The 24845-nt window shown below is 44.4% G+C and carries 22 protein-coding genes; 9 read left to right on the forward strand and 13 right to left on the reverse strand.

What is annotated here, in order from left to right:
* Positions 1 to 33: 33 nt before the first annotated feature.
* The 6 genes from B6N13_RS00745 to B6N13_RS00770 all read right to left on the reverse strand — a co-directional run bounded on the left by B6N13_RS00745 (position 34) and on the right by B6N13_RS00770 (position 6584).
* The gene (locus B6N13_RS00745) at positions 34 to 2460 is read right to left on the reverse strand and encodes a TonB-dependent receptor (RefSeq protein ID WP_348981510.1); all 2427 of its coding nucleotides are present in this window, start codon (positions 2458 to 2460) and stop codon (positions 34 to 36) included.
* 102 nt (positions 2461 to 2562) lie between these two features.
* Positions 2563 to 3522 (reverse strand): FecR domain-containing protein, encoded by a 960-nt coding sequence (locus B6N13_RS00750; RefSeq protein ID WP_169458158.1) that lies wholly within the window; start codon positions 3520 to 3522, stop codon positions 2563 to 2565.
* Positions 3515 to 4042, reverse strand: coding sequence for a sigma-70 family RNA polymerase sigma factor (locus B6N13_RS00755; protein WP_169458159.1), 528 nt, complete (start codon positions 4040 to 4042; stop codon positions 3515 to 3517). The genes B6N13_RS00750 and B6N13_RS00755 overlap by 8 nt, the downstream gene beginning before the upstream one ends.
* 173 nt (positions 4043 to 4215) lie before the next feature.
* Positions 4216 to 5139, reverse strand: a complete 924-nt coding sequence (puuE, locus tag B6N13_RS00760; protein ID WP_169458160.1) for an allantoinase PuuE — start codon at positions 5137 to 5139, stop codon at positions 4216 to 4218.
* Positions 5140 to 5179: 40 nt separating this feature from the next.
* The gene (locus B6N13_RS00765; RefSeq protein WP_011978302.1) at positions 5180 to 5911 is read right to left on the reverse strand and encodes an aspartate/glutamate racemase family protein; all 732 of its coding nucleotides are present in this window, start codon (positions 5909 to 5911) and stop codon (positions 5180 to 5182) included.
* 7 nt (positions 5912 to 5918) lie between these two features.
* The gene (locus B6N13_RS00770; RefSeq protein WP_169458161.1) at positions 5919 to 6584 is read right to left on the reverse strand and encodes a GntR family transcriptional regulator; all 666 of its coding nucleotides are present in this window, start codon (positions 6582 to 6584) and stop codon (positions 5919 to 5921) included.
* Positions 6585 to 6852: 268 nt separating this feature from the next.
* Here B6N13_RS00770 and B6N13_RS00775 point away from each other — a divergent pair, with 268 nt between their 5' ends.
* Positions 6853 to 8289 (forward strand): NCS1 family nucleobase:cation symporter-1, encoded by a 1437-nt coding sequence (locus tag B6N13_RS00775; RefSeq protein WP_169458162.1) that lies wholly within the window; start codon positions 6853 to 6855, stop codon positions 8287 to 8289.
* 67 nt (positions 8290 to 8356) lie between these two features.
* Here B6N13_RS00775 and B6N13_RS00780 read toward each other — a convergent pair whose 3' ends face one another.
* The 5 genes from B6N13_RS00780 to B6N13_RS00800 form a co-directional block, all read right to left on the reverse strand.
* Entirely contained in the window at positions 8357 to 9091 is a 735-nt protein-coding gene (locus tag B6N13_RS00780) for an IclR family transcriptional regulator (protein WP_169458163.1), read from the reverse strand.
* 374 nt (positions 9092 to 9465) lie between these two features.
* Complete coding sequence (locus B6N13_RS00785) at positions 9466 to 10776, reverse strand: alginate export family protein (RefSeq protein WP_211172724.1); 1311 nt, start codon at positions 10774 to 10776, stop codon at positions 9466 to 9468.
* Positions 10777 to 11040: 264 nt separating this feature from the next.
* The gene (gene eat, locus B6N13_RS00790; RefSeq protein WP_169458164.1) at positions 11041 to 12447 is read right to left on the reverse strand and encodes an ethanolamine permease; all 1407 of its coding nucleotides are present in this window, start codon (positions 12445 to 12447) and stop codon (positions 11041 to 11043) included.
* Positions 12448 to 12584: 137 nt separating this feature from the next.
* Positions 12585 to 13451: an ethanolamine ammonia-lyase subunit EutC gene (gene eutC, locus B6N13_RS00795; protein ID WP_169458165.1), complete on the reverse strand. Its 867-nt coding sequence runs from the start codon at positions 13449 to 13451 to the stop codon at positions 12585 to 12587.
* Positions 13448 to 14869 (reverse strand): ethanolamine ammonia-lyase subunit EutB, encoded by a 1422-nt coding sequence (locus B6N13_RS00800; protein WP_169458166.1) that lies wholly within the window; start codon positions 14867 to 14869, stop codon positions 13448 to 13450. The genes eutC and B6N13_RS00800 overlap by 4 nt, the downstream gene beginning before the upstream one ends.
* Positions 14870 to 15096: 227 nt before the next feature.
* Here B6N13_RS00800 and B6N13_RS00805 point away from each other — a divergent pair, with 227 nt between their 5' ends.
* Both B6N13_RS00805 and B6N13_RS00810 read left to right on the forward strand, forming a co-directional pair.
* The gene (locus tag B6N13_RS00805) at positions 15097 to 16074 is read left to right on the forward strand and encodes a helix-turn-helix domain-containing protein (protein WP_169458167.1); all 978 of its coding nucleotides are present in this window, start codon (positions 15097 to 15099) and stop codon (positions 16072 to 16074) included.
* A gap of 59 nt (positions 16075 to 16133) precedes the next feature.
* The gene (locus B6N13_RS00810) at positions 16134 to 16358 is read left to right on the forward strand and encodes an invasion associated locus B family protein (RefSeq protein ID WP_169458434.1); all 225 of its coding nucleotides are present in this window, start codon (positions 16134 to 16136) and stop codon (positions 16356 to 16358) included.
* 112 nt (positions 16359 to 16470) lie between these two features.
* Here B6N13_RS00810 and B6N13_RS00815 read toward each other — a convergent pair whose 3' ends face one another.
* Positions 16471 to 17457, reverse strand: coding sequence for a LysR family transcriptional regulator (locus B6N13_RS00815; RefSeq protein ID WP_211172725.1), 987 nt, complete (start codon positions 17455 to 17457; stop codon positions 16471 to 16473).
* Between the two features lie 37 nt (positions 17458 to 17494).
* On the opposite strand from B6N13_RS00815, the gene B6N13_RS00820 reads away from it, so the two are divergent.
* From B6N13_RS00820 to B6N13_RS00835, 4 genes are all read left to right on the forward strand, one after another.
* The gene (locus B6N13_RS00820; protein ID WP_169458168.1) at positions 17495 to 18031 is read left to right on the forward strand and encodes a DMT family transporter; all 537 of its coding nucleotides are present in this window, start codon (positions 17495 to 17497) and stop codon (positions 18029 to 18031) included.
* A gap of 357 nt (positions 18032 to 18388) precedes the next feature.
* Positions 18389 to 19258, forward strand: a complete 870-nt coding sequence (locus B6N13_RS00825) for a DUF4394 domain-containing protein (protein ID WP_248280182.1) — start codon at positions 18389 to 18391, stop codon at positions 19256 to 19258.
* A 165-nt stretch (positions 19259 to 19423) separates the two neighbouring features.
* Positions 19424 to 20182 (forward strand): polysaccharide lyase, encoded by a 759-nt coding sequence (locus B6N13_RS00830; RefSeq protein ID WP_169458170.1) that lies wholly within the window; start codon positions 19424 to 19426, stop codon positions 20180 to 20182.
* Between the two features lie 22 nt (positions 20183 to 20204).
* On the forward strand, positions 20205 to 20717 hold the full coding sequence (locus B6N13_RS00835) for a GNAT family N-acetyltransferase (RefSeq protein WP_169458171.1): 513 nt from the start codon (positions 20205 to 20207) through the stop codon (positions 20715 to 20717).
* Between the two features lie 16 nt (positions 20718 to 20733).
* On the opposite strand, the gene B6N13_RS00840 is transcribed toward B6N13_RS00835, so the two are convergent.
* A complete protein-coding gene (locus tag B6N13_RS00840; RefSeq protein ID WP_169458172.1) occupies positions 20734 to 21672 on the reverse strand; it encodes a LysR family transcriptional regulator in 939 nt (312 codons plus the stop codon).
* Positions 21673 to 21816: 144 nt separating this feature from the next.
* On the opposite strand from B6N13_RS00840, the gene B6N13_RS00845 reads away from it, so the two are divergent.
* Together B6N13_RS00845 and B6N13_RS00850 are read left to right on the forward strand one after the other, a co-directional pair.
* On the forward strand, positions 21817 to 23346 hold the full coding sequence (locus tag B6N13_RS00845) for an altronate dehydratase family protein (RefSeq protein ID WP_011978326.1): 1530 nt from the start codon (positions 21817 to 21819) through the stop codon (positions 23344 to 23346).
* Positions 23347 to 23379: 33 nt separating this feature from the next.
* On the forward strand, positions 23380 to 24840 hold the full coding sequence (locus B6N13_RS00850; RefSeq protein ID WP_169458173.1) for an NAD-dependent succinate-semialdehyde dehydrogenase: 1461 nt from the start codon (positions 23380 to 23382) through the stop codon (positions 24838 to 24840).
* The last annotated feature ends 5 nt before the right edge of the window (positions 24841 to 24845 follow it).

The following is a 24845-nucleotide window of genomic DNA, read 5'->3' on the forward strand; positions in this document are numbered from 1 at the left end:
TAAGGGGAGGAGGCTGTTCTCGTTCTTAGGAGGTTAAAAATCCAAACCATAAGCCAATGTCAGGGTACGACCGCGGCCTTTGAAATAGAAGCTATCATCCGCATAAGCTGCTTGTGAATAGTAAGTGAAATAATCTTCGTTCAATAGATTAGCCACTGCGACACTCATTTTACCAACGGGCAGTTTATAACCGAAAGATGCATCGACAAGGGTATAGCCGTCAAAGTTTAAATCCTCGTCATCAAAGCTTCGGCTGAACGCATGGCTGACTTGTATTAGGGAAGACAGTCTTTCATCCCAACGCGCGTTCCATGATGTCACTAAGCGATTTGGTGGAATATCGGCACCGGTTAATTTGGTGTCGACTTGTCCATCACCATCCGTGTCTGATTTGCCTTGAATGAAAGAGTAGCTGGCTTGTAGCCTATGTTCTTTGTTGAGTTGAAAACCTAACGAAGCTTCGGCACCTTGAATCTCTTTTTTCTCACGTTTGACCACATAGAGTCCATTCTGGTTTTCAATGCGGCTGCCCAAATCGGAGTTTGATTCGTAGTAGCTTAATTCGACATCGTATGGATGACGGTTTACACGCAAGCCGACTTCATAGTTATCCGTCAAAATAGGAGAGAGATCAATGAGTGTGTCAACGTCTTGATTCGCGGTGGATACGCCTCTTAGTATGCGTCCAACGTCAGGCATACCAAAGCCTTGTGAGTAGTTGGCAAATACACTGACAGTAGGGGTGATCTTAAACACCGCGCCAGCATTGTAAACCGTATCACTAAAGCTTGGAGAGCCGCCATTCACTGAAACCGATGTGTTTTTATTGGTTGCCACTGTCTGGTAAGTGTCCACATCTAATTTTGCATGTTCATTACGGGCACCTGCTTGTAGAACTAAGCGGTCAGTGGGTTTATATTCAAATTGCAAGAATGGTGCGTAATTTGTGTATTCCGTTTCTGGGACATAAGTACGGTTGGTCAATATTAGCGTCTGACTGGTGGTGTCTTGCAGCAAATCTAAGCCTGCCGTGACACTTAAATCGCTATCTAACAGGTCATCTTTGGTTAAGCTGAATTTGGCCCCGATTTTTTCAGATTGGTTTTGGCTTTGGTCGTAGAGCGTACCGATGGGGGCTAAGCTTACGTCCTGAAAGCTATTTGAGTTTGACGCGCCATAACGGCCTTCGAAGTCCTGGTGGAAGACTTGTGCTTTAAGCTCCATGCCATCAAGATCACTGTCCGTATAAGAAAGGCTGGTGGTTTGCACATCGTTGAAAGGTGCTACTCCATTTGGTGGGGTGCCTTTGATAGAACTGGTTGCGATACCATTGTCTCTGTCGCCATCAACGCCAGTAAAGTTCATCCGGCTTTTTAAACGATACTTGTTGAGTTCAAGCTCCAGTCTTTTGTCGTCAGTTAGCCAGTAACCCAGTTTAACAAAGGCGTCGTGGCTTTTAGAATCCATGATGTCACCACGAACCGTTGCCGCCCCGACATAGTCATCATTGGCATCAAGGTAAACGCCTTGTACTTCGTGGGTTAAGCCTACAAGGTAGTCAAAATCCTCTTTTGCCCCTTCTACTTGATAGCCGATTTTATAACCTAACGTGTCGCTGTTAACCTTATCTGTCGGTGTGGTTAGCTGTATATCGACATGTTGTTTCACCTCGTTTGAACGATTGGATTTGGTGATGAAGTTAATAATGCCGCCTGTTGCTCCTAAGCCATGAATTGCGCTTGCCCCATGAATGACTTCAATACGATCAACCATAGCAAGGTCAATGGTATGAGCGGATCGGCTACCTTCTCGAATAGGGTTAGATTGCGGTACGCCGTCGACCATGTATAAAACAGAACGGCCACGGAAGGTTTGGCTGCTGTTATTTAATTTTTGTGTATTGGGCGAGTAGGCCGGGAGAAGATTAGAAAGCGCTTGGGAGCTATCGGTTGAAATAGACAGTTGCTCTTCAATTTGCTTCCGATTGATCACCGTGATGACCTGAGGGCTGTCTTCTTTTTTGGTATTAGAGCGGCTGGTTTGGATAATCAATGTATTTAGATTAATAGTTTGATTGTCCTCTGTAAGGCCTTGGTGACTCTTTGTTAAGCTGTAAGTGCCGTCTTGATTAGCAATCACCACCAAACCTTTGTTAGAGAGTAACTGCTCAATGAGTTCTATCGGACTGCCGTTACCTGAAATGCCCTCGCTTTTCAGGTTTTGTGTTAAGGCTGGATTAAACGATAGAGCGATATTGTGACGAGCAGAAAATTCAGTAAGTACGCTCCCAAGGTCACCAGCTTCAATGCGTAATGACTCGCGGATCGTTTGCTTTGTGGCATCTTGCGCAACAACAAATGGGCTAAGACTCGCCGCGATGATTAACCCACTACAGGTCAATGTTGTACCGATAGTCTTCTGAAATTGCGTTTTTAGACCAATTTTTTTACGGGTAGTCACAGCCACCTCCTTCTTTACAATGATGGTGCTTATTAGTGGTTTACCCTGTAGGCCACTTGAAAAGAAAAAAAGTGTCAGTTGAAATAAGAATTATTTCGTTTTTTAGGCGGATTCTATGGTGACCCAATAATGTCCAAGATGACTGTTTATTTGGATCGGATAGGTGTGCGATAACATATTGAGAATCATGTTGAGATCTTGGACAGGATACGCTCCTGAGATAGCCATATTGGCAATCGCAGGAGAAACCCGTAATAAGCCGTTATGGTAACGGGAAACCTCTTGAGCAAACTGACTTAATGGCATCTTGTGCACAGCAAGCATTTTGTTTAACCAAGAGGTCGTATTGGATTCGAGTGCTTTACGAGACAAAAATGCCTGACGTGATAATTCGATTTGGTAACCGGCGCTAATAGCATGGTCTGGCGTAGCTTGTGCTAGTTTAGGTGATGCTTTGACAAGGCCTTCAATCACGCCCAAGCGTGTTAAATCACGATACTGACGCACGGTGAAGTTGGCCTCTAAAGGCGATAAAACCGCGTCCCGTGTTGTTACGACAAAAGGGGTCGGTAAGTGAGCATTGGCGGTGGCCGTATTAACTTGGATTTCGCCTTCTCTTAACGACAACAAACGAGCTTGGTGATCAAACGAAATATCAAATGCCGTTGCAGTATTCAGCTTAACTTGGGTTCCATCTGGTAGCGTAACTTGCTTTTGCTGGCCCTTCGCAGTGCGATAATCGGCGCTCCACTGCTGACTGTCGACCGCTTTATAACTTCCCCATATTAAGGGGCCAGAGGCTAACAGAAGCGCCAGTTTGCCAATATGCAAACGGCGTGTTGCATCGTCTGGTCGGTTCAGTACCGCGTAAGCTACTTCCTTCGGTAGTGTGTCGACTTTATTGATAAAATGTTGTGCACGCTGCCATGCGCACTGGTTGTCTTTGCTTGATTGTAACCATTGCTGCAGCTGTTCTTGCTCGCTATTTGTGAGCGGTTTTTCTTGTTGTCTGATGAGCCAATCCGCGGCTTCGTGTAGACTTTTTTTCGAGAGCTTATTCAAACACATCGTCTCCCATTAAGATGAGGCATTTTACATAAGCTTGTTTCATGTATCGCTTCACGGTGGCAAGAGAAAGCTGCATTTCATCGGCTATTTGCTGATATTTTTTGCCTTCTATTTGCGACAGCAAAAAGACTTGTTTTACCTGTTCGGGAAGGGCATTAAGCAGCCTGTCTACTTCTTCTAACGTTTGTAAAATAATGAATTCATGTTCAGGTGAAATAACGAAGGGCTCAGGCTGTGTGGCTAAAAGTTCCAGATACGCCTGCTCTAAGGATCTACGTCTGTAGAAATGGCACACAAGGCCTTTGGCGATGGTGGCTAAATAGGCTTTGGGTTCTTTAATGGTGGCCGCATTCTGCTTTGCGTGAACGCGCAAGAAAGTATCCTGAGTCAAATCAGCGGCATCGAATTGGCTGTCTAATCGTTTTCGAATCCATGTGTACAGCCAATTATGATGATTGGCATATAAAGAGTGCATTACGTCATGTTGCACACTGTGGCTCGCATTGTGCGGCATGAAACCGAACCTTATAAAAAAGTATAAATGATAATTACTATCATTAAAAAGCTTTGTGCTTGCCTTGTCAAGATAGGGTTGTTGTGACGGTGATTTTTGCTTTGCAAAGAGAAAGAAAAGCGCCAAGATAAGACTGACTGGCGCTTCTATTTTTGAGTTAGTCCAACGCCAGATCATTTTGGCGGATGATTTTTAATCCAATGATCGGCGATATCCTCACGGCGAGCAATCCAGACGTTGTCGTGGGATTGTACGTAGTCTAAGAATTTCTTCAGGGCCATAAAGCGGCTTGGCTTGCCAAGGGTTCGGCAATGCATGCCGATGGACATCATCTTCGGTGCAGTCGCCCCTTCCTCATATAAACAGTCAAAGTTGTCTTTTAGATACTGGAAAAACTCTTCACCGTGATTGAAACCGTATGGAGAAGAAAACTTCATGTCATTGCAATCGAGTGTATAAGGCACGATCAAATGCGGTTTGCTATCACCATCAGGTGTATCGACTTTTACCCAATAAGGGAGGTCATCACCGTAATTATCTGAGTCGTATTTGAGCTGGGTTTGTTCTGCGACCAAGGCGCGAGTATTTGGCGAATCTCGCCCTGTATACCAGCCAACAGGTTTAACACCAGTGACTTCTTCGATTAAAGCAAGCGCTTGTTGCATGTGCTCGCGTTCTTGCTCGATTGGCATTTCTTGATAATGAATCCATTTTAAACCATGGCAAACAATTTCGTGTTTGCCTTCCACAAAAGCTTTGGCCACTTCTGGATTACGTTGTAATGCAGTCGCAATGGCAAAAACAGTGAGTGGCAAACCGCGTCGCTCAAACTCATTTAAAATACGCCACACACCAGTGCGAGAGCCATATTCGTATAGAGACTCCATGCTCATGTGGCGGTCTTTGAAGGGCTGCGCGCCGAAGATTTCCGATAGAAATGTCTCGGCGTGTTCATCGCCATGAAGAACGCAATTTTCACCACCTTCTTCGAAGTTTAAAACAAACTGGACTGCAATTCTGGCATTGTTTGGCCATTTTACGTTTGGCAGCCCTTGGCGACCATAACCCGCGTAATCGCGTTCTAAGTAGTGTTTCATAGTCTGTGTTCCATTATTTTTTTATGTAGTTTGGGAGCAGTTATAAACTCCAGTGGGCATAGCGCCCAGTAAAAGCTTTGCTAACACGCTGTCCGTATTGACCTTTTTTAGAGGTTTGTAGCCCTAACTGATGCAATGATTCTGCCAGTTTTACCGCGGCGACAACGCCATCAATAATAGGAACAGGTAATTCGGCAGATAGCTTTTCCACCAAACTCGACATGCCAGCACAGCCCAAGACGATGGCTTCCGCGCCGTCTTCCTCTATCGCGGCTAGGCATTCTGTTTTAAGTAACTGATATGCTGCGGGATCGATATTTTCTAAGGCTAAAACGGGAATGTCGGTGGCTCTTACACCGCTGCATTTATGTTGATGACCGTATTTTTGAAGTAAGTGTTCACTTGCTGGTAAGGTTCTGGATAACGTGGTGACGACGCCAAAGCGGTGGGCAATTAAACTTGCCATTTGAAATCCCGCCTCGGCAATGCCTATCACAGGTGCATCCGCTAATTCACGGGCGGCGTCTAAAGCCGGATCGCCAAAGCAGGCGATAATATGAGCATCAACACCTTGTTGCTTGCCTTGTTCTATTAGGTCGAGAAGGGCTGCACTGGCAATGACTTCATCAAAAGCGCACTCTATGCTTTTCGGTCCGTGTTCTGGTGTGCAGGCGATAATTTGCGTGCTGTCTAGCGCAACAGATTGTGCGCTCAGTGCCATGGCATTAGTCATGTCCGCGCTGGTGTTTGGGTTAATGAGCTGAATTCGCATGGTGCTCCTAGCGGCCAAAAAGTCGTTGAAAATCGATATTTTCTTCGGGTTTGCTTTCGAGAATAAGTGACGATTTAATATGTTTTAAGTGGTGACTCATCCAAGTTTTAGCTTCATCTTTTCTACCCTGGTCAAGAATATCGAGTAGCTGTGAATGATCACCACATTCGCAACCCACGCTGCCGCGAGTACCGTAAGCGGCTAGAATCAAGGAAGACCGATAGCACAGCTGTTCAACAAAGCTAGCCAGCACCTGATTACCAGAAAGCTTTGCTAATTCGTAATGGAAGCGAGCTGTTAGTTGTATAGAGTCTGCCAGTTGGTTGGCCTCTTCTGCGCGTTTTTCTTCAGTGACCATGATTCGAAAACGTTCAGAATGTTCTGTATTCCAATGATCAAGTAAGGCTGGAATGAGTTGCGGCTCAATCAATATGCGGCTGTCTAGCACTTCCGAAGCTTCGGCTTCATTAGGTCGGTTTACTTGCGCGCCTTTGTTTTTTTCAATGATCACAAAGTGTTCTAAGGCGAGCCGCTGTAATACTTTGCGTATGCCTGTTCGGCTTACACCAAACGCTTCTGATAAACGATCTTCTGGTAAACGCGCCCCTGGCGGTAATTGATGTTCGACAATGGCGTTTAGCATTTGTCGGTAAATGTTCTCGTCATTCGACATGAGTGCTTCTCTATGGATTGTATACGATGTCTTATTAAATATAGTTCTTAAGACAATATAGCATGCTAGTTTGTTTCGTACATCTTAAACAAAAAATGAATTAATTGTGCACAATATTGGTGTGGTTTTCGTTTTTTTGACTTGCAATGGTGCAGTAAATATTGGTTTTTTGGGGTCATACTCCTATTTTTACTTAAGTTCTTTAGGTTCTGTTTTTTGGCACAAAAATTGTATTTATCATTGTATACAATTAAAAAGGAACGCAATCATGAAACAAGAATTTGAGCAAAGTCCTAAATTAGCGAATAGGGATCTGCTGCCAGAGAAAGATCAGAAATGGGGTTGGTATAGCATCTTCGCTTTTTGGATGTCAGACGTTCATAGTGTGGGTGGATATGTGTTTGCTGCCAGCTTGTTTGCACTGGGTCTAAATGGTATTCAAGTGTTTATTAGCTTGTTATTGGGCATTTCTATTGTGTTGGTGTTTGCCAACTTGATGGGTAAACCGGGACAAAAAGCAGGCGTGCCGTTTCCTGTGGTGGCACGAATGTCTTTTGGTGTGTTCGGTGCCAATATTCCAGCCATCATTCGTGGCTTGATCGCGGTCGTTTGGTACGGTATTCAAACCTTTCTGGCGTCTAGCTCCTTCATTATTCTGTTGTTGTATTTTTTTCCTGGTATGGCATCTCTTGCAGATCAATCTTTCATCGGTCTTTCATATCTTGGCTGGATTGGTTTCACGGCAATGTGGGTTGTACAGGGAATCGTCTTCATGTTTGGCATGGACATGATTCGTAAGGTAATCGATTGGTCAGGCCCTGCTATCTATGTCGCTATGTTTGCATTGTGTATTTATATGGTGGATCGAGCGGGTTGGGAAAATATCAGCTTTAATTTGAGCTCAAATAACCTGACAGGCATGGATGTGATTGTGCAGATGTTTATTGCAATCGCGCTAGTAGCGGGTTATTTCGCTGGCCCAACGCTGAACTTTAGTGATTTTTCACGTTATTGCGGCAGTTATAAAAAATTAAAACTGGGTAACCTATTGGGCTTGCCACTTAATTTTGTCTTGTTTTCTTTGTTTAGTGTGGTGATTGTGTCGGCTTCTATCCCCGTATTTGGTGAGATGATTACCGACCCTGTGGAAACGGTGAAACGTCTCGATTCTGGATTTATTACGGTACTTGGTGCGTTAACTTTTATTTTTGCTACCGTGGGGATTAATATCGTCGCGAACTTTGTGGCGCCAGCGTTTGATTTCTCCAACGTATCACCACAGAAAATCAGCTTTAAAGCGGGTGGTTTTATTGCTGCGTTTGGTTCTGTTTTGCTAACGCCTTGGAATTTATTCAATAATCCAGAAGTAATTCACTACACAGTGGACGTTTTGGGCGCGATGATTGGGCCTTTGTACGGGATTATTATTGTCGATTATTTCTTTATCAAAAAAGGCCATATTGATATTCCTGCTTTGTATACAGAATCGCCAAAAGGCTGTTATTGGTATGAAAACGGAGTGAATAAGAAAAGTGTATATGCCTTGCTGATTGCGGGTGCAGTATCTATTCTAGCGACCTTCGTCTTCAGTGCCTTGGCAAACTACGCCATCTTTATTGGTGGTATCGTGGCGGCATTGTCTTATCGTTACATGATGGAGCCAGAGCGTCTTGCTTTGCAAAGTATGAGTCTTGCTAAGCCGTAATCAGTTTACGGATAACATCTAGAAAACCAAAAGCCTCGCTTCGAGAAAAGCGGGACTTTTGGTTTTTTTAATTAGCGCATCTTTCAATAGCTGAGGCGGCTTGTTTTAAGTGTTCTACGAGTACGACAAGACTGGTGGGCTCAAACTCACTGGCCGTGCCAAGGAAGGCAACACTGCCAATAATTTCGTTGTTTTCTAGGTTGAATATCGGTGCAGCGATACCGGTTAAGCTAAGGTTGTTGAGTTCATTGTGGGTTACGCAAAAGCCGTTTCTACGAATTCTTTTTGTTTCGGTGTTAAATTGATCCCATGTCATGTCATAGTCTTCATTTTGAGCAATGTGCTCATCATAGATTTTTTTAAGGCGAAATGCTTTTTGATTTGCTACTAAGACTTTAGATTGTGCTCCTTTAAAGATGGGAAGAGCGCGGCCACGACCAAAGGCTAAAGTATACTCTTTATTGTCAGATTCGATATGTGTATTGATAATATGACCATCGCAAAACATGCTCATATACACGGTAAGCTCCGTGCTTTTAGAGAGTTGAGCCATGATTTCATGACCCTGTGAAATGATTGGATTGTATTGCCTCATCATCCAGTCAAGCTCAATGATTTTAGGGCCTAATGTGTAATTCTTGTCAAAACGAGTTAGTAAGCCTGCGTCACACAATTCTCTTACATAACGGTAAGCCGTTGCTCGGGAAAGCGACAGCTTTTTAGCAATATCATCTACGTTGATCACTAGAGAGTCTGGTCCAAAAATGTTCAGGACATTAAGCATTTTATTGAGACTGGTCACTTTAACCTCTTATTTAAAAGTTATTCCATATTAAGTGTTGGTGTATCAGTCATACGGATTTTAGGTATTGTACACATGTTTTAATGGGGTAAATGAGAGTTTTTGGATTTTGACAACGTCTTATCTTAAAGACCAATTTGTCGGTGTTTTTTTGGGGATGATCTAGTGTTGAGGTGAAAGCCTGTATTTAAGATGTAGCAGCGTGTTTTTCGATATCAAGATAGTAATGTAGTCAAAGTTATTGGACGGAAAGTTAAACTAAGAAAAAAGGCTAGATGAGTCTATTTTTAGCTGAGATCGAACCAAACATATAATAAAACGACGACCTGAAAAGGGGAACAGGCCGTCGTTGTCGAACTCGCTATGTTAATGCGTTAGAAAGGCATAATCGCGATAATTTGCATATACGTGTTTGTATTGGTATTTCCTTGCTTACTATCGTATTTAGGTGTGTAAAAACCTACCAATGGAGACACAATAAGATGTTCGTTGACTACCCATTCCGCCCAAATATCTAACTCTTGAGCATCATTTTTCTTGCCTTCAGCTGTTTTATTTTTTGAAATATCAAAATAAGCAGCACCTACGCTTAGCATCTCAGTGGGGGTTGCTTTGATGCTAATAGACTGAATGTCTGAGGCAATAGTGCTTCCAGATGTCCCGGCGTAGTTTGCAGCGACCTCACCTTGGAACCAGGTTCCATAACCACGGCTGAAGCCATAGAACAATGGATCATAGCCCTCGTCATATCGAGTAAAGCGATAATTCACACTTGGAGACCATGTTGTGTCAGCAAATGTCCAACCTGCTTCGGCATACCATGCGTTGGCATCTTTAGAGTTGTCACCTTGTGTTTGTTTCACATACTCAGAGGATAGGAATAAGTTCTCGACTCCTGCATTACCTTGGAAGCGCACACTCATGGTTTTTTGACCATCACGCTTCTCTAAGCCAAAGAAGTTGGCTTCTTTCGCATCGACGCTTAGACCTTGGTTATATAAAAAACCAACAACACCGTATTGGTTGTTGTTCTCAATATTGATTCCTGCCATTTCTGTACTGGCTTGTCCTGCATTATCAGATTGCAACCAATAAACATCAGAGCGCCATCCCTCATCTCCACCTACTCGAAGAATCGCAGTATTACTAAATGCTTTACGTGGAGCGAACCAAAGTCCGCCGCCGCGATTGAGGGTTATTCCAGCGGCACCTGGAACAGAGTCTAAGCCGCTACCAAGGTTTAAAGCATCGCCATTGATAATAAAGCCATCTCCGACACGGAATGATTGGCGACCAACGGATAATTCAAACTGACCAGTTCGATAGCCTATGAATAGCTCTTCAAGTTTGGTTTTTCTTTCATCCCCAGTGGTGGCACCACCTGCATCGCCATCACCCCATGTACCACTAGAAAGCGCACTTACTGATCCAAACAGTTCGCCATCATTGAGCGTTTTATCACCTGTTAGGCCGTATTTTATATAGCCTTCTTGCCAAGAAGGTGAGCTCTTGCTGTTGCCATAAGTTTCCTGACTTTTAAAGGCGCCAATGGCTGCTTCACCAGTGAAGGTTACGTGTGAATCTTCATTGTCAGTAATTGAGTAAGCTTGAGCGGCGCTAGTGACGCCAGCTAATGCCGCACAAACACACATGTTTAAAGTATTTCTTTTGAGCAATATTTTCATGGGGGGTCCTTTTGTTCTTCGCTGATTATTATAAGAAACGCAGTGCTTTACGTAAGAAAATAGATAGAAATGAGGAATGATTCAATAAAAATTATCACCATGTGATATTTTTTATGTTTTTTTTTACAATTTTTGCTTCCTTACAAAGCTCAGGATGAGAAAGCAGAATGCGTTTGGGTTGCTTCTTTCTAGAGGGGGGCTAAGTAAAAAGCCCCGCATTTTTCAATGCAGGGCTTCGGTTTGTTAGCAATTTATTCAGAGGAGTTAAGGTGAAGTAGCGAGATCCGCTTCAGCCGCAGCCAGCATGTCAAATTCTTCTTCTGGCGTTTTCGCCACAAGGCGATTTTTGCTGTACAAGAAGTAATAAGCCGCACCAATTACGAACAAGACAAGTGTGTAGTTAAACGCGCGTGGATCGTATGCATAGACACCAGTTAGCGCCAATAAAGACAAAGCCAAAGCCACAGACGAAGTGAAGATACCGCCTGGTGTTTTATATGGACGATGTAAGTCTGGTTGCTTGATGCGAAGCAATATGTGGCTAAGTGCCATCAAAGCATAAGACACAGTCGCGCCAACTACCGCCATTGCCAACATCAGATCGCCTTCACCAGTCAAAGAAGCAAGGAAGCCCAAAATACCAGGTACAATCAGAGCTCTAGAAGGTACTTTGCGTTTATCAGTAACAGACAAGCTTTGTGGCAGGTAACCAGCGCGGGACAAGGCAAATACCAGACGGCTGTAACCGTAGATAATTGAGAAGAAGGATGCAATTAAGCCAGCAAGACCCAATACGTTTACTGTGGTTGCTAAAGATCCGTGACCTGCGAAGTTTAAGGCATCGACCAAAGGAACGGCACTCTTACCCATAGCGTCTGCACCAGCCGCACCGGCCAATAAGAATACAACCAACACCGCCGTGAAAAGTAAGAAAATCATTGCGCCGATAATGCCTTTAGGCACATCTTTCGCTGGATCTTTCGCTTCTTCTGCCGCTAAAGGCACACCTTCAACGGCTAAGAACAACCACATACCAAATGGTAGAGCTGCCCAAACGCCATACCAACCCATTGGCATAAATTCAGACGCGCCAGCGGCATCGGTTACAGCCACATCAAATAAACGACTAGTATCGAAGTCCCCAATCAAAGCAACAGCCGTTGCCAAAATAGCAATCACGGCCAAGCCACTGATAACCATCATGACCTTAAGCGCTTCACCCGCTCCCGCTAAGTGAATGCCGATAAAGACAATATAAAAGGCGGCATAAACCCAAGGCCCGTTAAAGCCTAATAGCGCTTCTACAGCAGAGCCGATGAAAATCACAATGGCCGCAGGCGCCAATGCGTATTCAATTAACACCGCTAGCCCAGTTAAAAAACCACCAGTAGGTCCCATCGCTTGACGAGCAAAACTATAACCACCGCCTGCAGCAGGAATAGCCGCCGACATTTCCGCTAAAGATAAAACCAGCGTCAGGTACATGATTGCCATTAAACCTGCGGCAATGGCAAAACCGCCCCAGCCAGCTTCAGCGATACCAAAGTTCCAGCCTGCGAAGTCGCCAGAGATAACGTAAGATACGCCCAAACCCGCGAGCAGAATCCAGCCAGCGGAGCCTCTTTTTAGCTGGCGTTTCGCCAGATATTCTTTATTGATTTGATCAGACATTTTAGTTTCCTTTTGTTCCAGTTGTGCTCTATACGTTGAGTTTTAAACCGTCATTTTTTGCCCAGTGGGCTTATAGTTTTCTTGTGTTTTTTCTTGAACGTCTTCGTGCGTTTTGTTTTTTCTTATCTTTTTTCGTATTAGGAGATGAGGAAGTTTTTTGACTCCTTTGAAGTGTCTACGATTAAGTCATCGTCTGATCTGTCTTTGAGCTTTACGCCAGACAGCTTCAGGGTTCGTGCTTCTTTTAATAGATAAAAGGCTTTACGTGCGGCTTCTTGGTAAACCAAGCCCGCTGGGCGAACGTTGGAAATGCAGTTACGGTAGGCATCTGTTAGGCCGACTTTGCCGCCCCAAGTCAGGTACAAACCTAAGCTATCGGGCGAGCTCAACCCAGGGCGCTCACCGATCAATACCAAGACGCATTTGGCATTTAGGCGCTCACAAACATCATCACCAATTGCCACGCGGCCTTGCTTTACAAAACAAACAGGCGCGAGGTTCCAGCCGTTTATATGGCTAGAAAGTGCTTGTAAAAACGGTAAGGTATTTTGTTCAACCGCCAGAGAGGACAAACCATCCACCACGACAATGGCAAGGTCATAGTCTTGCGAAGTAGAAACTCTGTGCTCGTCTAGTTTATTGGCAGATTCGTCATCCAATCTGCGACCGTAATCTGGACGCTGCAAATAGGTTGCGCGGTCCGTCGCGCGACTGTGCAACAGTAGGGGGGCACAGTGCTTTGTCCAATCTTTCGCCCAGTCTTGTTCTATCATAGCCTTCGACAAAGCATCGGTGTCGAGTTGCGTGTGTACCGCATCAATAGCCTGAGCATGGGCAAGCTGAAAGGCCAATAAATGTTTGGTTGGTACACTGACACCAGAACGTCCCAAACCAACGCGCGCGTCGGTAAAGGCATTGAGCTTGCTCCATGCGTTCTCTGTTACTGGCTCTGCATGAGGGTGTGTTGGGAAAGACTTGTCTGAATGAGTGGTGTCTTGGCTCATGACTTGCCTCCAATCATCTTATGCAGTGATTTATGAAATGCATCTGGTAGCTGGTGGTTGAGGGTAAATTGCTCGTTATTTTTGAAGATTTCCATTTTAGCTAACCAAAGGTCAAACTCCGGCGCAGGTTTTAACCCCAACACTCGGCGAGCGTACAAGGCGTCATGAAACGAGGTGGTCTGGTAGTTCAGCATGATGTCGTCGGAACCGGGGATGCCCATAACAAAAGTACAACCCGCGACACCTAAAAGTGTCAGTAAGTTATCCATGTCATTTTGATCGGCTTCCGCGTGGTTGGTGTAACACACGTCGCAACCCATAGGTAAGCCAAGTAACTTGCCGCAGAAGTGATCTTCCAAACCCGCGCGGGTGATTTCTTTGCCATCGTATAAATATTCTGGACCGATAAACCCAACCACGGTGTTAACCAGCAATGGATTAAACTTACGTGCCACCGCATAGGCCCGTGCTTCGCAAGTTTGCTGATCTAAACCATGATTAGCATTGGCGGATAAAGCGCTGCCTTGGCCTGTCTCAAAGTACATGACGTTATTACCAACCGTGCCACGATTCAGCGACAAGGCTGCTGCTTGGGCTTCGGCCAGTGTGGCGAGGTTAAAACCAAAGCTGTCGTTGGTTGCTTGGGTGCCGCCTATGGATTGAAAGACCAAATCCACTGGCGCGCCTTGTTCAATGCATTCGATGGTGTTGGTCACGTGAGTGAGCACACAGGATTGAGTCGGGATTTCATAATGCTGGATGACTTCGTCCATCATCTTGATCAAGCGTGTGGCTTGCTGCACGTTGTCCGTGGCAGGGTTAATACCAATCACAGCGTCGCCATTGGCGTAGAGCAAACCGTCCAACATGCTGGCGGCGATGCCAGTTAAATCGTCCGTTGGATGGTTAGGTTGTAATCGCGTCGATAAATGTCCTGGTAAGCCAATAGTGTTACGAAACGCGGTTTTTACATGGCACTTTTTCGCAACTAAGATCAAATCCTGATTACGCATAATCTTACTGACCGCTGCCGCCATTTCCGGTGTGACACCGGGACGAATCTGAATAAGCACCTCGCTGGAGGCAAGGTCGCTTAACAACCAATCACGAAAGCCACCTACGGTAAGGTGTGAAATCAAAGAAAAAGCGCTTTTGTCATGATCGTCTAATATTAGTCGGGTAATTTCATCTTCTTCATAGGGAACGAGGGCTTGCTCAAGAAAAAGGCACAGTGGTACATCGGCAAGCGTCATCTGCGCGATGGCGCGTTCTTCGGCGCTTTGGGCCGCAACACCGGCTAAGCGATCCCCCGAACGTGCGGGTGTTGCTTTCGCCATTAAATCGGCAAGATCGACAAAGCCGAAGGTGCGTTCGCCTACTGTGTTCTTAAACTGAAAAGTCGAATTTGGCTTGCTCATAATTATCTCACGCGCTTTACTGACATGGTGTTGGTTCAAAAAAGCAAACAAGAAAAGGGTGTAAATCTTGCATAGTTTGAACATATATAACGTTAGTTAACATTACGGAAATCCATAAACCGACGTTATCGAATAATGGCAAAAATATTAATGTCTATATATTTCAATTAGTTAGATTTTTATTAAATAAACATTTAATAAAAATCGATATATAGCGGGATGAAGATATGTCGTTAAACCTCAAAAGCGCACCAAAAGAGGGCTTTCCCCCTCACATATCGAAAGTTAGATTGTCGGAAGCTCACGATGCCGATTTGCATGCGAGTAATTTGACCAACTGGCAGCAAGAGTACGACCAAATCAGCCGTGGAAGTTTTTACGGCCGTATTGTCGAGTTGCCTTTTGATGGTTTGCAGGTGTTTTGTGAACACACCAGCCAAGCCTTGCAGCAAAAATGCGTCGTTTGGCCGGACTCTGTTTGGCTGGGGATTCCTCTTGTTGATCAAGAAGAGAGTCGCATCAACGGCTTAACCATCAATCCCAATAATATTATGTGCCGTCCAGGTGATTGTGATTTTCAGCTATCCACACCGCAGGATTATGATTTATATGGATTAGTGGTGGATCGATCAAAGGTGATCAAAATGGCGGCGATTCACGGGGTGGATCTAAATTGGAAAGAACTCACCGAATGTGGCCGTCTTGGCGTACCCGATAAAACCTTAGAGGAAGCGCGCTTTGTGCTGGCACGTTTGTTGTCTTTGCAAAACAACACAACACCGCCACGCTTGCAGCAAGACATCGTTATGATGGCATTGCTTGAAGTGCTCAAAGTAGAAACCCCACAGCCAGCCAAAACACAAAGCTATTATCACCGTAAAAAAGTGGTCGATTGTGCCCGTCAGTTTTTGGATTATCATCTTGATGAACCCTTTACCGTGACGCAATTGTGTGAAATAACCAACGTCAGCCGTCGCACTTTACAGTACAGTTTTGAAAGCATCCTCGGCGTCAGCCCGATTCAATACCTACGCATCAGCCGACTAAACGGCGTTCGCCGTTCCCTCGTCCAAGCCAAAGATGGTCAAGCCGTCAGCGACATCGCCGCCCAATGGGGATTTTGGCACCTCAGCCAATTTGCTAAAGACTACAAACAACTCTTTGGTGAACAGCCCTCAAAAACACTCACGGGGTTGAGTGGTTGATAGTCATGTAGACAGATGACAAAAGAAATGATTTTTCATCTGACCCTAATACTTTACTAATACTTAAAGAAAAGAAAACCGACGGATTTGATCTTACTCTGACACGTTGTCTTCCTAGTGGTTGTGTTGCGGTGACAAAATTAGATAGCAAAATGCGTGCACAGATGAGTGCAGGAATGACTGGTCAGCTGCAATTTATCAGTGCGAATGGGCAAGAAATTGGCATTCCATTGTCTTGGATGGGGTTTACGCAGGCGATGAAAGCATTAGATAAAAAAGGCTAGACGTTTAGCGTCAGTTTCTTTCTTTTTTGCGTTGTCTACACATTAATAATGAGTAGACAACGTTTTTTTGTTTAGTGATCGGTGCCATTATTCGTCGCGGAGTCTTAATTGCTCAATCATCCGGTTGCTTATTCCCATCTTCTCGAAGCATCTCAATAATTGTGTGTCTCAGCCAATTGTGCCCGGCATCACTCTCCCGTCGTGAGTGCCAGACCATGCTGAACTTAAAAGGATCAATGGGGTACGGTGGCGTAAAAAGCTGCAGCGGTGAGTCTTCTAGAAACAGATCGAAGCTGCGCCGAGCAGCCGTTAAGATTAAATCCGTGTTTGCCACCATGCGGCTGGCTACTCCCCAGTGGGGCAGGGTCATGGCGATCCGACGGCTGACGCCTTCTCGATGCAATGCATTCTCTATCTCATTGCTTTCGTTGGTTTGCATGGCGACCAAGATATGCGGTCGCGAGAGCCACTGAGTTTTCTCAAGACTGCCTGTTTTGGGTAGCGTATTTTTATCAGCAGCACAAATGAAGTGCTCGATAAATAGTGTATGGGTATGTAGCTCATCAGACAAAGGCGAATTAAAAACGCCAAAAGCCATGTCGATCTCTCCATCATAGACACCCGTCAGCATCAAGGTGCGGCTACCTTGAATCACTTGTAGATCAATCCCTGGGGCGCGTGATCTGAGTATCTGAATCAGGCCTGGGAGTACTACACGAGATCCATAGTCCGACATGGCAAGCCTAAATACTCGTTTTGCCTGGGTAGATTCAAATGTGGGCTGTTCAATCAGCGCGCCGAGCTGATGCAGCGCTTCTGTTAATGCTGGTAATAATTCATTGGCGCGTGAGGTGAGCTCCAGCTTGCCTGTTCGTCGCACCAACAATGGGTCGTTAAAGATAGCTCGCAGATTGGCGAGTGCATGGCTGATGGCCGGCTGGCTTTTATGTAAGCGCTGTGCCGCACGAGATACATGCTTTTCCACCAATAGTGCGTGCAGAGTGACCAGTAGGTTGAGATCGATGCGTCTTAAATTATTCATGGCAAGAATATAGATAAATAAAAAATAGAATTTCAATTCATGATATGAATTGTACATGATGAAAGACCTTTTACAATGTCTCGGGAGTCTTGTTATGAATTCATCTTTCACTTTAGTGATGCTTGCGGCTGTGGCGGTTATCGCGGGTGCCTTAGTGCCTTTTCAAGCCGGCAGCAATGCTGAATTGGGCCGAGCGCTAGGCCACCCTCTTTGGGCGACTTTGGTCTCTCTGATAGTAAGCATACTTGTCGTCATCCCCATCGTGCTTGCCATGCAGGCACCTCTTCCCGCCTTGGGTGTCATTAAGCATCTACCAGCTTGGGCCTGGCTGGGGGGTGTGGCAGGAGCTATTTATATTTCGTCTGCGTTGATCCTTGTGCCACGCGTTGGAGCGACCAGCTTCATTGTATGTGTCATTGCAGGGCAACTGATCACTTCACTGTTGCTAGACTACCACGGCTGGATGAATCTGCCCGAGAGGGAAATCAGTATTGGACGGATGGTTGGTGTCACACTGGTGTTGGTCGGGATGGTGACTGTTCAGTGGTTTTCGCCGGCCGTTGCACCGCCTCACCAGAACGCTACACAGGTAGCAACTAAAAACTCTGGAGTTGTTAAGTCTAAGGGGTGACGCTGTCGAATAATCACAGAGACGAGAGCCCTTTGTGTCAATCTAAACCGGGTGCCGATCGCGATTTCTCAACAGCGATCAAGCTCTGACAGTGTTGTACCGGACAAGCCGCTGAATGCGGCGTAACACGGAATCAACTTATTGACTAGCGAGGCACCCACACAAACTTATCAAGAGTGGCTGGTAACGCGTGACGTTTCTAGTCTCCATAAATGCCTGACTTTTCATCGCCCAGAAAATTATTTTTAAAAAATATCGTTTATATGAAACCTTTTTTTAAAATATGAGTATCTCTGTATGAGCCACCAAATTGGGTGACACCAGGTTTACTAATAAAACTCATATAGGATGATTATGATGAAAAAGACGATTATTGCTGCCACGACTGCTTTCGCTGTTTCTGCTTGTTCAACTGGCTTTTACGGAACATCGGACCAAGATAGCCCTATCTCTGGGTACGCACTTGCTAATAATGGAACGACTTTGGTCACAATGGGGTCTATCGCGTCTCCCGCTAAAATGGATACTTTTACGCTAAGCAATAAGCTGGATGCCGTGGCTTATCGCCCCGTCACTGGCGAGCTGTTGGGGTATTCCAACGGCGCGGTTTATGCTGTGAATACTAAGACTGGTAAGCTAACTGATCTGGGTGCTACCTTCACAAATGGCGCCATGATTTCCAAGGATGCATCAGCCACCGCGATGGATTTTAATAACGCCATCGATGCGGTTCGCATGGTAGGTTCTGACGGTACAAACTTGGTGTATTTCCCTGTCGGTTTTGGTGACCAAGATAAGCGTGCTAATTCAGTATTAAAATTCACCTCCACCTTTTATGTAAAAGGCGACAGCAACGAAGGTATGACACCTGAAATTTTTGCCAACGCTTACACTAACGCCATTGCCGGAGCTAAAGCGTCGAGCACTTTCCAGTTTGCGTTAGACAGTAAAACAGATTCATTGGTCAGCCTTGCGAATAATACAGGCGAATTAAAAACCGTCGCTAAGATCACCATCAATGGCAAAGCCGTTGACGTATCTTCAATGGGTGGCTTCGATATTATTTCTGCCGAAGAAGGTTCTGACGATGCTTACGCCATATTGCAGCTCGAAGGTGCATCAAAAGCCGGCCTTTACTCTATAGACCTGACGACAGGCACGGCAACTTTAATGGCCGGCCTACCAATGGGTGGCTTTAGTGGTTTTGCTGTCTCTGGCGGCAAATAATGATAGAGGGTGTTTTTACATTCATCGTAATTTAATGGTAGGTAGGATCAAGATGAAAAATCCCCGTATTCTTCATCTTGATCTTAATTCGTCGACAACTATTTGGCGAACAACCCTCGCAAACTTTAGAATGATGAGGTGAGTAATTAATAAGGTTTGCTTCCCATGTCTCGTTTTTCAATGGCCTTATGGCTGTATTTTTTGGTTATCCCCGTTCAGGCACAGTCAGTTGAGCAAGATATGAGTCATGGGGATTTCGGCCCTTTTATGCGTTCGTTAAATAATACGAGCTATGGTTATCAAGTTATTCAGGACATTACCGAGGGCGCGCCAACCAAACTAATCGAGAAATTCGAGGTGCGTCCAGGAGACTGCTACTGGAATAAAGGCTGGAACGATTGCAAGCAAGATCGCGAACGCAGTGAGTTATCCGAGCAAAAGAAAACAACTCCGGCTGGCAGTGAAGCTTGGTACGGTTGGTCGATGTATTTTCCTGATGATTATCCCAATGTTTTTCCTACCAAGGTTGCTCTTGGTCAATTTCATCAAGCTAACTCTCATCCGATCTGGATGTTTCAAAATGGCCGTGGTGGGTATCATCTAGACGATCATATCTCCGGCACTAAGAAAAACTACGAGCTGATTAAAGAGTCTGATCTGCGAGGTCGATGGCATAAAATCGAAGTATATGCTCGCTGGGAAAAAGACGATTCTGGTGTATTCCAAGTTTGGGTAAACGGCGAACAAAAAGTCGACTACCAAGGCCCGACGATGGACGCAGATATTGTGTATTTTAAATACGGCGTGTATCGATCTTTTTTATCGAGATATAAACAAGCCAAGCAGTTAAACGCAGTACCGCCGCAAATTGTCTATTACAGTAATGTGAAGCGTGGTAAAAATAGAGCATCGCTTCAGCCTTAGATTATTGCCATTGGGAGATAAAATGAGCGTTCAAATTCGTCCAGCTGTGATTGAGGATTTACCCGCGTTAACCGATCTTTATAATCACTACATAGTGAATACGGCGACTACTTTTGATATAGAGCCTTACACATTAGAAGGTCGAGCGGTTTGGTTTTCGCAGTTTGCTCCAACTGGTCGGTATCGTTTACTGGTGGCGGAACAAGACGGTGAAATTCTCGGCTATGCCTGCAGTGGACAATTCAAACCAAAACGCGCCTATGAAACCTCTGTAGAAGTCAGTATTTACCTAAAGCCAAACACCAAAGGTCGAGGATTGGGAACCGCCTTGTACCTTGAACTGTTTGAGCAACTGGAAACTGAAGACGTGCACCGCGCCTATGCTGGCATCACCTTACCCAACGAAGCTTCCCGTATTATCCATGAAAAATTCGGCTTTGAATCTGTTGGTGTTTACCTAGAAGTTGGCCGAAAATTTGGACAATACTGGGATGTTGAATGGTTTGAAAAAGAGATTCATCGTTCCAGCATATAGGTATAGCTGGCACTATTTATGTATTTTTACATCCATTTACCATTCTTAGCTGTTCTATTAACTTTAGTGTAGTCGGCGTCTTTTCTCTGCCATCTAAAGTGATTATACCTATAGGTGGCAAATCAATTTCTAACTCTATTGGAATAATAGACATTAGCCCTTGTTGCTCGAAATGCTGTGCAACTTGATGAGCCATAAAGCCTATGGCTGAGCCTGTTTGTAATGACATCAGTATATTTAAAAATGATGCTGACTCTATGATGTTTTCTGGTGGATGTAAGTTATGTTTGTAAAATATTTGGTTCAGTTTTGTTCTAGATGCTGCCCAAGATGGCGGAACAATCCAAGCTTGTTGTGATAGCAGTAGCCAATCAATAATTTTTCCTTTCAGGATTTCATGATTCGGTGAGCAAATGAGACACATGGATTCGTTATAGAGTACTTCTGTATCTAAATCTGGGGCTGCATAACCAGGCTCTAACCTTCCTACAATGAGATCTAGCTCCCCAGACCTTAATCGGGGTAATAAGCGCCTTAGGTCACCTTCTTCTATTAGAACTGTTGTTTTGGTCGCATTTTTTTTAAGGTTGTTAACGGCTTGCGTTAATAGGGTAGGTGTTGCTGCAACCATAGCACCTACTTGTACTCTACCAGCTGAACCTTCCGTAACCGCTGCTATCTCAATTTTAGCTCTGTCATAATCTGCTAGTACTGAACGCGCAAATTTAATAACGGTTACGCCGTATGGGGTAGGTTCAGTTCCTCTACTCGAACGTTCAAATAGCTGTAAGTCGAATGTTTTTTCTATTTCTGCGAGCATTTTTGATACGGCAGGCTGAGTCACAGATAGAAACTCTGCGGTTCTTCCTAGGTGTCGAAATTCATCTAATGCTACTAATAATTGTAAGTGTCTTAGCCTCAGATTAGAGCGTAAGACGCGATCAATGCCTATCATGAAATGTTTTACTCTTTTTTATTTTCTTATCTACTTCATAACATAATGGAATGAGAGGAGTCTATTGTTTCATTTTACATTCATATAGATGCTCAACATACTTGCTCACATAACTACAACAAATTTAGTGTGAGTGAATAAAATATGTCATCCTCATCGTCCCCTCTAATTAAATTGCATAGCAATGATAATGTATGCATCGTTCGTGAGTCAGTATCAATAGGGCAGCAAGTTCCAGAGTTTAATCTTCGTATTCGAGCTCAAGTTTCGGGTGGTCATAAAATCGCTGCAAGGCTTATTGAGGCTGGTGAGCCGATTATCAAATACGATACACGCATTGGTGTGGCATTACGTCGAATTGAAGCTGGAGATCATGTTCATACGCACAATCTTGAATTAGTTGATTATGAAAGAGATCCTAGCTTTTGTCAGGATGTTGTCCCTGTCGATTATGTGGACGTTTCAGCAAGAGCGACTTTTAATGGTATTGTGCGCTCCAATGGAAAAGTAGCAACGCGTAATTATATTGGTATTCTTTCAACGGTTAATTGTTCTTCTACTGTTATTCGACAAATTGCAGATCATTTTACTCCAGAACGACTTTCCGCTTTCCCTAATGTTGATGGCATTGTTGCTTTTCCTCATACCAGTGGATGTGGCATGTCTTCTCCTAGTTATCATTTTGATGTCCTCCGTAGAACTTTGTCCGGATATGCACGTCATCCAAATTTAGCTGGTGTGCTTATTGTTGGGCTTGGATGTGAACGGAATGAGATGTCCTCTTTAATTGCTTCTCAGCAACTCGAAGAAAACTCTCATTTACAGACCTTGGTTATGCAGGCTGTGGGTGGAACTAGAGCAACGATTGCAGCTGGTATTGCTGCAATTGAAAGTATGTTGCCAGAAGCCAATAAGGTGGTGCGAGAACCAGTGAGTGTAGAGCACTTAAAGATAGGTTTGCAATGTGGCGGCTCTGACGGGTTTTCAGCAATTACTGCTAATCCTGCATTAGGTATGGCCATGGATATTTTGGTTAGACATGGCGGTACAGCCATTTTATCTGAGACTCCAGAAATTCATGGTGTCGAATATATGCTGACTCGACGTGCTATTAGTCAGGAAGTCGGTCAGAAGCTATTAGATCGTCTTTCTTGGTGGGATGAATATACCCGCGGTCACAATGGGCAGTTTAATGGTGTGGTTGGGCAGGGCAATCAAGCTGGCGGCTTGGCAAATATCTTTGAAAAATCGTTGGGATCCGCCATGAAAGGCGGTACGACACCTCTTCAAGCGGTTTATGAATATGCAGAACCTATTGAACAAAATGGTTTTGTTTTTATGGATACTCCTGGATATGACCCAGTTTCAGCAACCGGACAAATAGCTGGCGGAGCGAATTTGATCTGCTTTACGACAGGGCGGGGGTCTATGTTCGGTTCAAAGCCTGCTCCTACGATTAAATTAGCATCTAATTCAAATATGTATAACCGCTTACAAGAAGATATGGATATTAACTGTGGGTTAATACTGGATGGAAAAATGAGCCTTGAGGAAATGGGGCAACATATTTTCGAACATATTATTAAAGTGGCATCCGGAGAAAGTACCTCTAGCGAACGCTTAGGCTTAGGTGATAACGAGTTTATTCCTTGGCACATCGGTATTGTTAGTTAATTCCATTTTCTATATTGCAGAGGAATCAATTGCATGAGTCAACATACAATTACGAATCAAAACTATATCGCGGGAGTTTGGACAACGGCTCAGTCAGAGCAAACGTTTGAGGTTTTGAATCCTGCTAATCAAGGAGTGATTGCTCATGTTCCAGATAGCGATGCTAGTGATGCTTTGGCTGCCGTTGATGCAGCGCATCAGGCTTTTTTAACATGGCGGTTAGTGCCTGCAAGAAAGCGAGCTCAGTATCTAAAGGCTTGGCATGCTTTGATTTTAGCTAATTTGGATACGTTAGCTGGGCTCATTTCGTTAGAGCAAGGTAAGCCATTAGCCGAGGCCAAGGGTGAGATTAGCTATGCAGCAAGTTATGTTGAATGGTTTGCCGAACAAGCTCCTCGAATTGAGGGAGATTTAATCGAATCTCCTGTAGTTGGTCGAAAAATGATGGCGATTAAAGAGCCTGTTGGTGTCACAGCAGTCATAACGCCATGGAACTTCCCTGCTGCCATGATTACTCGAAAAATCGCACCAGCTTTGGCTGCTGGTTGTACTGTCGTCGCTAAACCAGCAGAAGACACTCCGCTTACATCGCTTGCCTTGGTTAAGCTGGCCGAGGTCGCTGGAATACCTAGTGGTGTGATTAATATAGTGTGTTCATCTCGTAATAATACACCAGCGATGGTGAACAACTGGTTGCAAGATAGTCGAGTTCGTAAAATCAGTTTTACTGGTTCAACACCAGTTGGTAAGCATTTGGCTCAAGCCTCAGCGGCAACGTTGAAAAAACTTTCTTTAGAACTTGGAGGTAATGCTCCTTTTATTGTCTTCGAAGATGCAGATTTAGACGCTGCAGTGTCTGGCTTAATGGCAGCGAAATTTCGTAACGGTGGTCAAACCTGTGTGTGCCCTAATCGAGTTTATGTGCAAGCAAAGGTTTATGACGAATTTGCTGCAAAATTAGTGGAGAAAGTTCGTGCTCTAAAAGTTGGCCCTGCCAGCGAATTAGATAGTGAAATTGGCCCAATGATAAATGAGAGAGCAGTAGACAAGATACTGTCTCATATCGACGATGCTGTACAGAAAGGTGCAAGGGTATTAGTTGGTGGAAATAGGGTTCGAATATCTGATGGCCCTAATTATATTGCTCCCACAGTGCTAGGGAATGTGAGTAAAAATGCCGTTCTTTGTCAGGAAGAGACGTTTGGTCCAGTTGCTCCATTATTTTGTTTTGATAATGAACAAGAAGTCATAGAACAAGCCAATGATACTCCTTTTGGCTTAGCTGCTTATTTTTACTCTGAAAATGTTAGCCGTATTTGGCGACTTGCCAGTGCATTAGAAACAGGGATTGTAGGTATTAACGAAGGAGCTATTGCGGCAGATTCAGCCCCATTTGGAGGTGTTAAAGAATCTGGTTATGGTCGAGAAGGCTCTAAATATGGATTAGATGATTACCTGCATATTAAATATTTATGCCAAGGAAATCTTTCTTAAGAGGT

The organism is Marinomonas sp. UCMA 3892 (assembly GCF_012726345.1).
GTDB lineage: Bacteria > Pseudomonadota > Gammaproteobacteria > Pseudomonadales > Marinomonadaceae > Marinomonas.

What these genes read in the sequence shown, in the direction of transcription:
- puuE (WP_169458160.1), bottom strand. Translation starts at nt 5,139, where the DNA reads ATGAAACACTACTTAGAACGCGATTACGCGGGTTATGGTCGCCAAGGG.
- B6N13_RS00775 (WP_169458162.1), top strand. Translation starts at nt 6,853, where the DNA reads ATGAAACAAGAATTTGAGCAAAGTCCTAAATTAGCGAATAGGGATCTG.
- B6N13_RS00755 (WP_169458159.1), bottom strand. Translation starts at nt 4,042, where the DNA reads ATGCCGCACAATGCGAGCCACAGTGTGCAACATGACGTAATGCACTCT.
- B6N13_RS00805 (WP_169458167.1), top strand. Translation starts at nt 15,097, where the DNA reads ATGTCGTTAAACCTCAAAAGCGCACCAAAAGAGGGCTTTCCCCCTCAC.
- eutC (WP_169458165.1), bottom strand. Translation starts at nt 13,451, where the DNA reads ATGAGCCAAGACACCACTCATTCAGACAAGTCTTTCCCAACACACCCT.
- B6N13_RS00820 (WP_169458168.1), top strand. Translation starts at nt 17,495, where the DNA reads ATGAATTCATCTTTCACTTTAGTGATGCTTGCGGCTGTGGCGGTTATC.
- B6N13_RS00785 (WP_211172724.1), bottom strand. Translation starts at nt 10,776, where the DNA reads ATGAAAATATTGCTCAAAAGAAATACTTTAAACATGTGTGTTTGTGCG.
- B6N13_RS00800 (WP_169458166.1), bottom strand. Translation starts at nt 14,869, where the DNA reads ATGAGCAAGCCAAATTCGACTTTTCAGTTTAAGAACACAGTAGGCGAA.
- B6N13_RS00825 (WP_248280182.1), top strand. Translation starts at nt 18,389, where the DNA reads ATGAAAAAGACGATTATTGCTGCCACGACTGCTTTCGCTGTTTCTGCT.
- B6N13_RS00850 (WP_169458173.1), top strand. Translation starts at nt 23,380, where the DNA reads ATGAGTCAACATACAATTACGAATCAAAACTATATCGCGGGAGTTTGG.
- B6N13_RS00840 (WP_169458172.1), bottom strand. Translation starts at nt 21,672, where the DNA reads ATGATAGGCATTGATCGCGTCTTACGCTCTAATCTGAGGCTAAGACAC.
- B6N13_RS00770 (WP_169458161.1), bottom strand. Translation starts at nt 6,584, where the DNA reads ATGTCGAATGACGAGAACATTTACCGACAAATGCTAAACGCCATTGTC.
- B6N13_RS00815 (WP_211172725.1), bottom strand. Translation starts at nt 17,457, where the DNA reads ATGTACAATTCATATCATGAATTGAAATTCTATTTTTTATTTATCTAT.
- B6N13_RS00835 (WP_169458171.1), top strand. Translation starts at nt 20,205, where the DNA reads ATGAGCGTTCAAATTCGTCCAGCTGTGATTGAGGATTTACCCGCGTTA.
- B6N13_RS00765 (WP_011978302.1), bottom strand. Translation starts at nt 5,911, where the DNA reads ATGCGAATTCAGCTCATTAACCCAAACACCAGCGCGGACATGACTAAT.
- B6N13_RS00845 (WP_011978326.1), top strand. Translation starts at nt 21,817, where the DNA reads ATGTCATCCTCATCGTCCCCTCTAATTAAATTGCATAGCAATGATAAT.
- B6N13_RS00830 (WP_169458170.1), top strand. Translation starts at nt 19,424, where the DNA reads ATGTCTCGTTTTTCAATGGCCTTATGGCTGTATTTTTTGGTTATCCCC.
- eat (WP_169458164.1), bottom strand. Translation starts at nt 12,447, where the DNA reads ATGTCTGATCAAATCAATAAAGAATATCTGGCGAAACGCCAGCTAAAA.